Raw genomic sequence first — 11,862 nt, forward strand, 5'->3', positions numbered from 1 at the left:
ACAAGCAACGTTTCAACTTAGGTTGAGACGTTGCTTGTTTTTTATTTTAAGAGAACGGCCGAAAAAGGAAAATTTAAATTTAATTTACAATCAATTTGCGCTTAAATTCTCTTGTTTCTTTAGGATATTCTTATATGCCAAATTTGCCGATGATAGGATGACAAGACCTAAAATACTAACACTGAAAAAGAACCCTACTCCAGATAAATAGGTAACTGCAAAGTATACGGCAGCAAAACCAAAAATGATAAATAAACTAGGGATCGGATTGGAGATGGTGATCAGAAGGGCATTTTTTAAATGAACTCCTAATGGCTGTTCAATTTCAACATAGGAAGCCAATGTATAACAAATGATGAGAATATAAATGCCGCTCATAATAACGCTTGAATAAAATAGAAAAGTGGACATGTTATTTGTTGTTTGCAAAAAACGGATGTTTATCAATAAAATCAAGCCGATTGCGACGATCACGAGTCCTAATTTATTACTGTTGATGAATTCCTTTTTATAATAATGCCAAAAGGTTTGTAACACAGGCGGATGATTTTTTCGAATAAACTGTCTTAAAGTAGCTAACATTGCTATGGTTGCTGGAAAAAATCCAAAAAAGACGAATCCACTTAAAGTAAATAAAATCCATAATAGATTGATATAGGCTAGTCTCGCAACCCATTCACAAAAGGTATAAACCACATTTGAAAATGTACCTAATTGCATGTTATTCCCCCCTTATTGATTAATATATCATGCTTGGCAGGTGTAATTTTCTATTTTTTTTATAAGGTAAAAAAATTATCTAATAAGTAAAAATAAAGAATGAAATTCAATTAATGGTGTCCGTGAAAATAGGTTGAATGTAAAAGTAGTAAAAATTTTCTCAATAATGTAAAAAATCAACATTGTTGAAAGCGATTTCAAAAATTATACTAAAGCTACAATTAAGACGAAGGGGTGACAATTTGTGAATAGCGAGGTAAAAGTTGAAACAAAAGTTGTTCAAACCACAAAAAGTAAAGTACGCAAAAGAGCAAAAGAAAGGTCTCCTTTTAGTGGCTGGAGGGAAAATCTAGCAGGGTATGCATTTATTGGGCCAATGTTTATTGGAACTTCTATATTAGTATTATTTCCTATTCTATCTTCATTTGTGTTAAGTTTTACCGATTGGAATTTTGTATCTGGCTATCAAAATGCTAAATTTGTAGGATTTGAAAATTTTTCGAAATTACTCACCAATACCTTGTTCCTTAAAGGGTTAGTAAATAATGTTCTCTTGATTTTAGCGGTACCGATAACATTACTTTTGTCTCTTGGGTTAGCCGTTATCATTAACAAATATGTTTATATGAAAGATTTGTTTAAAGTAATCTATTTTATGCCGTTTATATCAAGCATTGTAGCGGTTGCCGTTGTCTTTCAAGTACTTTTTCATCCCACGAAAGGTCCTATCAACCAATTGCTATTGACACTTGGGGTTGAAAATCCACCTGGCTGGATAGCAGACGTTACCTTTTCTTTACCTTCTGTTATGTTAATTATGGTTTGGACTGGAATTGGTTTTAATTTAATTATTTACTTGGCGGGTTTGCAGAACATTCCAAAAGAATTATATGAAGCTGCACAAATGGATGGTGCAACTGCTTGGTCTCAATTTTTAAAAATTACGATTCCCTTAGTGTCACCTACAACTTTCTTACTATTTGTTACAGGAGTAATTTCGAGCTTTAAAGTATTTGATTTAATCATCGTACTGACCAACGGCGGGCCTGCAAATTCGACGATAACACCAGTTGTATATTTGTATCAGCAAGCATTTATTGAACTAAAAACAGGCTATGCTTCTGCCATTTCATTGGTTATGTTTGTTATTATTTTGATTATTACTTATATTCAATTTATTGGTCAGAAAAAATGGGTGAATTATTAATAGAAAGGAGCAGGAAGATGATAGCAAGATTAGATGTAAGAAAATTGATTGTGACAATCATTATGATTTTAATCGGAATTGCTTTTCTAATGCCATTTTTGTGGATGATATCTGCTTCTTTTAAAGTAGAAGAGGATGTATTAACGTTTCCGATCCAATGGATTCCAGAAAAATGGAATGCGGTTGAAAATTATAAGGAGGTTTGGACAGGTTCCATGCCATTCCTTCTATTATATTGGAATTCTATTAAAGTAACAGTGCTAACAACATTGGTTTCCTGTACGATATCCTGTTTAGCTGCATATGGGTTTGCCAAAATTAATTTTAAAGGAAGAGATTTCCTCTTTTTAATTGTATTGGCAACGTTCATGATTCCACCTCAAACGTTGTTAGTTACTCAATTTCTATTATATCGATGGCTTGGCCTTTATGATACTCACACTGGTCTTATCCTATTAAATAGTTTCAGTGTATTTGGAACTTTTATGCTGCGCCAATTCTATCTCGGAATTAGCAATGAAATTATTGAATCAGCGAGAATGGATGGAGCTGGTCATTTTAGAATTTTTACTTCGATTTGCTTACCATTAGTAAGACCAGCAATCGCAACCTATGCAATTTTACGATTTATTTGGACTTGGAATGACTTCCAAAATCCATTAATCTTCCTTCGATCAAAAGAATTATATACCATTCAATTAGGTGTACAGAGTTTTTCAGATCAACATGGCAGCGTTTATTCCTTGATGATGGCCGCCTCTGTTTCCGCCATTTTACCTTTACTGATTATCTTCATTATCGGACAAAAAAATGTTATTGAAGGTATCCAGCTGGGTGGAGTGAAAGGGTAAAACCGGTATTTACTCTCAACATTTATTTTTGAGAGAGTTGATATATAAACTATAAATAAGGGGGAAAGTATTTTATGATGAAAAAATGGGGTTCATTGTTACTAATTGGACTTTTTGCAATGTTCATGTTAGCAGCTTGTTCTGGAAATGATGAGGCTTCATCAGATAAGGGGAAATCTGATTCATCTGATGAAGAAGTTACGTTAAAATTTGTCCACTGGATCAACGAGGATGTTGGAAAATGGGAAAGTGTCATTGCAAAATATGAAGCAGAGCATCCAGGAGTAAAAGTGGAATCCATCCCACTTGTAGAAAATATGAGTTCTGTAGATTATTTCAAACAGTTAGATTTAATGGCCTCTGCTGGTGATGATATGGATCTGATTTTGTTCAACAATTCTCAGGATTTAGCAAAACGTATCGATGCTGGACTTGTTGAACCGATTACATCATTTGTCGAAAAAGAAGGCATTGATATTAATGAAGAATACAATAATAGTTATCCAGCATATGATGGTGAGTATTATGGCTTGCCGATGAAAAATGTTACCATGCTTGTTATGATGAATAAAGCCCATCTTGATAAAGCTGGCTTACCGATTCCGACTGAATGGACTTGGGATGATTATGCTGAATATGCTAAAAAGCTGACAGCAGACGGTCACTACGGTTCATACCTGCACACTTGGCATAACTTCCATTCTGTATTAAAAATGATGAGTAAAGAAAAAGATAATTTAATTTTAAATGAAGATGGTACCTCAAATTCAGATGATTCGATGCTGCGCGCTTCATTAGAATTGCGAAATCAATTAGAAAATGTGGATAAATCATCGGTTCCATTTACTGAAATTTTATCGCAAAAAATGGATTATCGTCAGCAATTCTTTAGTCAATCGGCATCCATGGTTCCTACCGGTAGTTTCATGATTACAGAATGGGGTCAATTTACACCAGAATTTGAAATCGCTTGGGCACCATGGCCAAAAAATAAAGAAAGTGATAAATCACTTGCACCAATGGGCGGAGATTTACTATCTATCGCAAAAAGCTCAAAACACAAGCAAGAGGCATATGAATTCATGCGTTGGTTGACAACAGAAGGGATTGTAGAACAGGGAATTTGGACACCGGCATGGAAAGAAGCAGATATGAGCAAAGTTTTAGAAACAGTGGTTAATGGCACTAAAAAACCTGAAGCAGTCCATTTAGAATCATTGAAGAATGCACTTAGCTCAGTTGAGTCAACTGACGTTATCGCACCGCCATCCTATATTACTGAGGCTTATAACGAATTCGGTGCAGAGGTAGAATTATATCTTCTAGGTGAGCAGGATCTTGATAAGACGATGAAGAATATCAAAGAAAAGGTACAAGCGGTGGTAGATGCGAACAAATAATTAGAATATTTCTGCTATAATAGAGAGAAGACAACTGTTTTCTCTCTATTTTTGTTGTTTTGACTATTGGAAGCGGTGACAATCAGTGAATTTTTTATGGAAAAAAATAAAGCAAATGTCTCTTAGAACAAGATTAAGCATTGCTGTCATTCTATGTATTTTATTTCCGTGGCTTAGTACCTATATCGTCTCCAATTATGTAACGAAAGACGTATTAGAACTACGTGCAGCAAAGCAATCAGAAGATGATTTAAGAATGATAGAATTAGGTATAAAGAATATTTTCGATGATATCATGTATACCTCTAATTATATTCAATTTGATCCGAACATGAATCAGTTACTAAAATCCCATGAATTAATCGATCCCAATTCTTCAAATGTAAAGCAAGAAATAGCTCTTAACTATATTCAAATATCAAATGAATTGGCTGGTATAACTGATTTATTAATGCCACTGTATATTACGATACTGTATAAAAATGACTTATATTATACTAATTATTCTCAAATTGATTTTAATCCTTTACAATTCAAAGAAAAACCGTGGTTTGAAAAATTGGATCATTTAAATTTTTATCAGACTTATTGGCTGGGCGCGCATCGCACATACATTAAATCTGAGAGTGTTACTTCTCCCTATCTCATTACCATTGGCAGAAGAATTCAAAGGTCTAATGACTTAAATTCCTATCTGATTATTAGTTTAAAAGAAAGTGAGATTAAAAAGCTTTTTAGTCAATTTCAAAGTGAAAAGAGAGCAAAATTTTATTTGACTAATAAGGAAGGCGATATCTATTCTAGTTTAAATACAAAAGAGGTAGGAACGACATTAAAATACGACGTTTCAAACAAAAATTATCAAATTGTAGAATATGAAAAAGAGAAACATTTATTGGTTTCCTACCCAGTGTCCTATTCAAATTGGAGATTGGTCAGTCTCGTGCCATATAAAGATACCATTGGGTCAATCAATATGGTAACGAGAACAACTATCCTAATCCAAGGTGCTTTTTTAGTTCTATTTTTAATTGGTCTTATCATGCTTGTACGTGAGTTTACAAAACCGATTACAAAATTACATCATGTGACAACAGCAATCAAACAGGGTGATTTAACTGCTAGGATCCATTTATCTGGAAGTAATGACGTCGCTCAGTTAGGCCATTCCTTTAATCATATGCTGGACACCATCGAAGAAATGATTGAACAGATAAAAATACAAGAGGAAGCGAAACGAAATGCTGAACTAGAAATGCTTCAAGCACAAATTAACCCACATTTTTTATTTAATGTATTAAATGCGATTCGTTTAAAAATCAAAATGGAGGGTAACTCTGGCAGTGCTTCACTCATATATTCATTATCCGCACTCCTCCGAATGACGATTAATCGTAATAATGCTTTTATTCCACTAGAGGAAGAGTTAACGATTGTAAAGCATTATGTAGATTTGATGAATTTTCGTCACCAACATGATGTGGAATTAGAAATCAATGTAAACGAAGCTGCCTCTAGTTTTCAAGTACCAAGATTTTTCTTACAACCCATTATTGAAAATGCAATCATTCATGGGAATAATAATAGGAAAGAAACCATTAAGATTATTGCAAGCGAACAAATTGATACGTACTTGAAGCTAATTATTACCGACAATGGTAAAGGTATGGATATGCACACACTTGAAGGATTGCGAAAAAAGATTTTCCATCAAAATGGTCATGATTCTGTAAAAAGTAGTAAATCGTTTAACGGAATAGGAGTACAAAATGTCTACCAAAGGATGAAATTGATTTATGGGGAAGCATTTCAGTTGAGGATAGACAGTATGGAAGGTGAAGGAACAACGTTAACGTTTCAAATTCCAGTACATAAGAGGTGGTTATGATGTATGAAGTAGTTTTGGTAGATGATGATGTAATCGTAATTGAATTCCTAAAGAAAGTGATTCCATGGCAGGACTATGACTTCCAAGTAGTCGCAAGTTTTCAAGATAGTAATGAGGCTTTAGCATTTATGCAAGAAAACCCTTTTGATGTATTGATAACTGATATTGGCATGCCAAAACTAAATGGAATTGAATTAATTGAGCAACTGAAAAAAACGAATATCACCTCCTATAATGTCATCCTTTCTTGCCATGATGAGTTTACCTTCGCACAACAAGCGATAAAGTTAGAGGCCTATGATTATATTTTAAAAGAATCCATGGAGGAAACGAATATCATTGCTCTTCTTGATAGGTTAAAGCAGAAGTTGGACCAAGAACGTTATACAAATAATCAGCACGTCATAGTCACCAAGTTTCTAGAAAGGACCACTAGAAATGACGATGTGTTAAAAGCACAAAAATACGTACAAACCCATCTTGGAGAGAAGATTTCTTTGACAGATGTTGCTGCCCATTTACATTTAAACTCTAGCTATTTCAGCAGGATGTACAAGAAAGAAACGGGAGAAGGTTTTGTTGAATATGTGACAAGAGTAAAAATGGAAAAAGCCCTAGAATTACTAGACCAGTCAGGAAACCCGGTAGAGCAGATAGCGTATGAGTTAGGCTTTGAAAGTAAAGGTTATTTTTTAAAAACATTTAAACGGTTTTATGGGATATCTCCAAGATCATATAAAAATCAAGATAAAGTAAGTGTTAAGAATACTACTTAATGAACACCAACAAAAAGCAGGTTAGTAGCGAAGAAACGAATTGGAGTACGATATACTTTGTTTAAAGCTTTAGGCTTCCCGATTGGTTTGGGAAGCCTTTGTTTATTATAATTCATACATAACCCTCTATCACATTTCATCTGTTTACGACTGGTCCACTTGAATCATTATTTTGGTGACATATTGCTCCTTATGATTCTTTACTACGGAATCATAGATATACTCTTCAAAAACATATTCTCCTATGGCTACATTTAAAATTTCCATCTCATAAAAAAGCCGCTTATATGTGTGATGTATGGAATTCTCATCACCGATATGATAGCCGATGATAAAATCACCTTTCACGGTTTTAAAATACGGATGACCATCCCTTGGATTTGGTTGTTCGATATACAAATAACTGTAATTCGTATATTCACCTTTTAATACTTGCTCTCTTTTCGTGATAACACCAATGGGATATCCAGTATCAAGATGTGATTCGTTTAATTCATTTAGGAAATCTGATACAACTTTTACAAAGTGCTCTTCCGTTATATTTTCAATGTTTTTACTTAGATATAGGGTAGCTTCTGGTAATGGCTCTAGCGTCACCTTATTAAAATCCAGCTGGGAAGCTTCTTCTATTAATGCTATTTGTGCCTCGATAAATTTTTCCTTCATTTCAATCTCCTGACGTTTTTTCACAATCTCTTCTCTCTTTTGATACATTAACGACAAATAACTTTCAGGAGATTTATTCTGCATGTAGAGTTGAATATCGTTAAGCGACATATCAAGATCTTTTAATAAATCGATAACAAAGAATAACTCTATTTGGTGAATTGAATAATAACGGTACCCTTTTTCATTTTTCAATATCGGAGACAAAAGTCCAATTTGATCGTAATAGAAAAGTGTTTGTTTGTTTACTTTACAAAGCTTAGCGAATTCGCCCGTGGTTAAATATTTTCCATTCTTGTTACTCATTTTTTACAGCACCACCCTTGACTATATAGTAACTATATACACTACGATGGAAATTGTAAAACAATGATTAAACAATGGGATCGTTTTGTTAAGGAGAATGTAGAAGATGAAGAATCAAAAAATTACCTTAGGATTATTATTAATGAATTTATTCATTGCTTTTTTGGGGATTGGACTTGTGATTCCAGTTTTACCAACGCTGATGAATGAATTAGGCATAACAGGAACAACAGTTGGTTATTTAACGGCAGCCTTCGCTATTGCACAATTGATTGTTTCACCATTTGCGGGGAAAGCAGCAGATCAATTTGGCAGGAAAATAATGATTGTCATCGGCTTGTTTATTTTCGGCCTCTCGGAGTTTTTATTTGGTATCGGTAAAGAAATTGAAATGTTATTTATCTCTCGTATTTTAGGTGGAATTAGTGCCGCATTTATTATGCCAGCGGTTACTGCTTATATTGCTGATATCACAAATTTGGATACTCGTCCCAAAGCACTGGGGTATATGTCGGCTGCCATAAGTACAGGGTTTATCATTGGTCCGGGTATCGGTGGTTTCTTGGCGGAATTTGGAACACGTATACCGTTCTATTTCGCTGGTGCTCTAGGTGCCACCGCTGCTATTCTTTCAATTATTTTCTTATCTGAGCCAAATCGTTCTAAAGAAAATTATGAAAAAGTCTCAGGAATGAAGAATAGCATCAAGCGTATGATTGCGCCAAAATATTTCCTTGCATTTATTTTAATTTTTATTGCCTCATTTGGATTGGCCGCTTTTGAATCATTCTTTAGTCTATTTGTGGACCACAAATTTCAATTCAAACCATCCGATATCGCCATTGTGATCACTGGTGGGGCCATTTTTGGTGCACTGTCACAAGTAATATTATTTGAACGGCTTACACGAATTTGGGGAGAAATTAAACTGATTCGCTACAGTTTATTATTATCAGCTGTATTGGTCTTCTTGATGACCGTTGTTCATTCCTATTTCTCTATTTTACTTGTTACCTTTATTGTGTTTGTAGGGTTCGATTTATTCCGGCCGGCAGTAACTTCCTATCTTTCAAATATAGCTGGGAATGAACAGGGTTTCGTTGGAGGAATGAATTCGATGTATACTAGTTTAGCCAATATCAGTGGGCCCATTATAGGGGGGATACTGTTTGATATTGATATCAACTACCCATACTACTTTGCAACGGTCATACTAACATTAGGAATCGTTATTACATTATTCTGGAAGAAACAAGCAAATCGTTCTTCTTTTGAAGTGAAGGCTGGTTCAAGATAAGATTGAAAGCGAAGGCTTTCAATCTTTTTTCTTTATATGAAAGGGATTTATTCGGTCAAGTGGAGAGCTCCTATGTGACTGAAAAAGAAAAAAAGGGATTTGTTCGGTCAAGTAGGGATCCATATGAATTAGAATATTAAGTGGTGTATACTCGTGTCAGCGTCAACCGTTGAATTAGAAAATTTAGCGAGCAGTTTAAAGTTGAGTAGGAGATAAAACTCGTTTAACAATGGTCGAAATGCTTGTGATAGACGCCAATACAAGGTAGCCGCCTACCCTTTTTAGCTTTAAGCTGAGGTATGGAATTAATAAAAAGGAAACTATGCAGGTAAGGGAATAGAATTCACAGGTGCATTTTGGCAGGTATGAAGACTTTTAAAGAAATAAAAAACACATCTAGAATATAGAATTCAGGTAGGGGATTGAGGTGAAAAGACAATAACCAAATTTTATTAAAACATTCAAATAATTGTTTGACCATTGAAAAGCCATTTGTATATACTATAATCAAATGAACGTTTGAATGATAAGAGTAAATACTTTTACTCACCAATTGGAGGCAAAACTGATGAGTAATGCTAGTTTGGAAAAAACAAATGAGAAAACTGTGTACCGTGTGCAGGGATTCACCTGAGCAGGCTGTGCGACAAAGTTCGAAAAGAACGTAAAACACCTGGATGGTGTTTCTGATGCAAGTGTAAACTTTGGTGCTGCTAAACTTACCGTTTATGGAGCAACAACCATTAAGGAAATAGAAAAAGCAGGAGCTTTTGAAAACATAAAAGTTTTCCCTGAAAAACAAAAAATTGAAGAGAAAAAAGAACCATTCTTCCAAAAACATTCAACTGTTATTGCCTCGCTGGTTTTCTTACTTATTGGGTGGATTTCAGCGGAACTGAATGGGGAGGAGAGTATTTCTTCCATTTTAGCCTATGGGTCTTCTATTTTAATCGGTGGTTACCGCCTTTTTCGTACAGGATTAAAGAATATAATTCGTTTAGAGTTTGATATGAAAACCTTAATGACCATTGCTGTTATTGGTGCGGCTTTTATTGGGGAATGGGGCGAAGGGGCTACGGTTGTAATCCTCTTTGCCATAAGTGAAGCCCTTGAGTCTTACTCAATGGATAAAGCCCGTCAGTCGATTCGTTCATTAATGGATATTGCTCCTAAAGAAGCATTGATTCGAAGAGGGAATCAAGAAATAACGGTTGAAGTCGACGATATTCAAATTAGCGACATTATGATTGTTAAACCTGGGCAAAAAATAGCGATGGACGGAATCGTTGTAAAAGGGTTATCAGCTGTTAATCAAGCAGCGATTACAGGTGAGTCTGTTCCAGCTGCAAAAACGGTTGATGACGAAGTGTTTGCTGGAACTTTAAATGAAGAAGGATTACTTGAAATTAGGGTAACCAAGCATGTTGACGATACGACGATTGCAAAGATTATTCATTTAGTCGAAGAGGCTCAGGCTGAAAGAGCACCTTCTCAGGCATTTGTGGATCGATTTGCAAAATATTACACTCCACTTATCATGCTAGTAGCATTAGGAGTAGCAGTGGTACCACCTAGTCTCTTTGGAGCAGATTGGGACAAATGGATTTATCAAGGTTTGGCAGCTCTAGTGGTAGGTTGTCCTTGTGCGTTAATTATTTCAACTCCTGTTGCAATCGTAACGGCTATAGGTAATGCAGCTAGAAACGGGGTTTTAATTAAAGGCGGAATTCATTTAGAAGAAATGGCGGCCATTAAAGCAATCGCTTTTGATAAAACAGGTACCCTAACAAGAGGTATTCCAGCTGTTACAGATTTCCTTCCACAGCAAGATAATGATTCAAAGGAGCTTCTATCCATTATTGCTGCATTAGAAAATCGCTCTCAACACCCATTGGCTTCTGCCATCATGAAAGAGGCAGAACAGGAAAACTTACCTTACCAAAGTGTTTTAATTGAAGACTTTTCCTCCATCACAGGAAAAGGCATTAAAGGAATGATTAATGGTGAGACCTATTATGTAGGAAGCCCTAATTTATTTGAGGGAATCTTACTAAATGGAATCCCAAATAACCTAAAATCCCAAATTTCTGAACTGCAAAATCAAGGAAAGACCGTTATGGCAGCAGGGACAACAACCGAAGTGATAGGGTTGATTGCGGTTGCTGATGTATTAAGAGAAAATAGTAAAAATGTAATTCAAAAACTCCACACATTAGGCATTCAAAAAACAATCATGTTAACAGGTGATAACGCTGGAACTGCAAAGGCGATTGGAAAACAAGTAGGTGTTTCTGATTTACAAGCAGAATTACTTCCACAGGATAAACTGACATTCATCAAAGAACTAAGAGGCAAATATGGCCGTGTCGCAATGGTTGGAGATGGTGTAAATGATGCGCCTGCACTTGCTGCTTCTACAGTGGGGATTGCAATGGGAGGAGCGGGAACAGATACAGCTCTTGAAACAGCAGATATTGCTTTAATGGCAGATGATCTCGGAAAATTACCGTTTACGGTCAAACTAAGTAGAAAAGCATTAACGATTATAAAACAAAACATCACGTTCTCGTTAGGAATTAAACTGTTGGCTTTACTATTAGTTATTCCAGGTTGGCTTACACTATGGATTGCTATATTCGCCGATATGGGTGCAACTCTTATTGTCACATTAAATGGCTTACGGCTTCTTAGGGTAAAAGACAAATAAACATAAACTGGCTTCCTGACGTTTTGGAGGCCTTTTGTCTATTT

General features: G+C 35.2%; 9 protein-coding genes. 7 read left to right on the forward strand and 2 right to left on the reverse strand.

The window, feature by feature from the left end; all coding sequences use genetic code 11:
* Window positions 1–90: 90 nt before the first annotated feature.
* On the reverse strand, window positions 91–720 hold the full coding sequence (locus tag ACN6MT_RS15650) for a YesL family protein (protein WP_419886974.1): 630 nt from the start codon (window positions 718–720) through the stop codon (window positions 91–93).
* Between the two features lie 244 nt (window positions 721–964).
* Here ACN6MT_RS15650 and ACN6MT_RS15655 point away from each other — a divergent pair, with 244 nt between their 5' ends.
* From ACN6MT_RS15655 to ACN6MT_RS15675, 5 genes are all read left to right on the forward strand, one after another.
* On the forward strand, window positions 965–1,927 hold the full coding sequence (locus tag ACN6MT_RS15655) for a carbohydrate ABC transporter permease (protein WP_419886975.1): 963 nt from the start codon (window positions 965–967) through the stop codon (window positions 1,925–1,927).
* A gap of 17 nt (window positions 1,928–1,944) precedes the next feature.
* Window positions 1,945–2,778, forward strand: coding sequence for a carbohydrate ABC transporter permease (locus ACN6MT_RS15660; RefSeq protein WP_419886976.1), 834 nt, complete (start codon window positions 1,945–1,947; stop codon window positions 2,776–2,778).
* Between the two features lie 74 nt (window positions 2,779–2,852).
* Window positions 2,853–4,178 (forward strand): ABC transporter substrate-binding protein, encoded by a 1,326-nt coding sequence (locus ACN6MT_RS15665; RefSeq protein WP_419886977.1) that lies wholly within the window; start codon window positions 2,853–2,855, stop codon window positions 4,176–4,178.
* A gap of 85 nt (window positions 4,179–4,263) precedes the next feature.
* The gene (locus ACN6MT_RS15670) at window positions 4,264–6,066 is read left to right on the forward strand and encodes a cache domain-containing sensor histidine kinase (RefSeq protein ID WP_419886978.1); all 1,803 of its coding nucleotides are present in this window, start codon (window positions 4,264–4,266) and stop codon (window positions 6,064–6,066) included.
* Window positions 6,063–6,842 carry a response regulator transcription factor gene (locus ACN6MT_RS15675; RefSeq protein ID WP_419886979.1) on the forward strand — a complete coding sequence of 260 codons (780 nt, stop codon included), beginning with the start codon at window positions 6,063–6,065 and terminating at the stop codon, window positions 6,840–6,842. Before ACN6MT_RS15670 ends, ACN6MT_RS15675 begins: the two co-directional genes overlap by 4 nt.
* Before the next feature lie 144 nt (window positions 6,843–6,986).
* Here the strand turns inward: ACN6MT_RS15675 and ACN6MT_RS15680 are convergent, their stop codons facing one another.
* Entirely contained in the window at window positions 6,987–7,814 is an 828-nt protein-coding gene (locus ACN6MT_RS15680; RefSeq protein ID WP_419886980.1) for a MerR family transcriptional regulator, read from the reverse strand.
* Between the two features lie 106 nt (window positions 7,815–7,920).
* Here ACN6MT_RS15680 and norA point away from each other — a divergent pair, with 106 nt between their 5' ends.
* Window positions 7,921–9,111: a multidrug efflux MFS transporter NorA gene (gene norA / locus ACN6MT_RS15685; RefSeq protein WP_419886981.1), complete on the forward strand. Its 1,191-nt coding sequence runs from the start codon at window positions 7,921–7,923 to the stop codon at window positions 9,109–9,111.
* A gap of 568 nt (window positions 9,112–9,679) precedes the next feature.
* Window positions 9,680–11,818 (forward strand): heavy metal translocating P-type ATPase, encoded by a 2,139-nt coding sequence (locus ACN6MT_RS15690; protein WP_419886982.1) that lies wholly within the window; start codon window positions 9,680–9,682, stop codon window positions 11,816–11,818.
* Window positions 11,819–11,862: the final 44 nt, after the last annotated feature.

Source organism: Neobacillus niacini (assembly GCF_048572935.1).
GTDB lineage: Bacteria > Bacillota > Bacilli > Bacillales > Cytobacillaceae > Neobacillus > Neobacillus niacini.

Bases quoted from the DNA above. Each gene is read 5' to 3' on its own strand.
- ACN6MT_RS15650 (WP_419886974.1), bottom strand. From the start codon at position 720: ATGCAATTAGGTACATTTTCAAATGTGGTTTATACCTTTTGTGAATGG.
- ACN6MT_RS15660 (WP_419886976.1), top strand. From the start codon at position 1,945: ATGATAGCAAGATTAGATGTAAGAAAATTGATTGTGACAATCATTATG.
- ACN6MT_RS15665 (WP_419886977.1), top strand. From the start codon at position 2,853: ATGATGAAAAAATGGGGTTCATTGTTACTAATTGGACTTTTTGCAATG.
- ACN6MT_RS15675 (WP_419886979.1), top strand. From the start codon at position 6,063: ATGATGTATGAAGTAGTTTTGGTAGATGATGATGTAATCGTAATTGAA.
- ACN6MT_RS15680 (WP_419886980.1), bottom strand. From the start codon at position 7,814: ATGAGTAACAAGAATGGAAAATATTTAACCACGGGCGAATTCGCTAAG.
- norA (WP_419886981.1), top strand. From the start codon at position 7,921: ATGAAGAATCAAAAAATTACCTTAGGATTATTATTAATGAATTTATTC.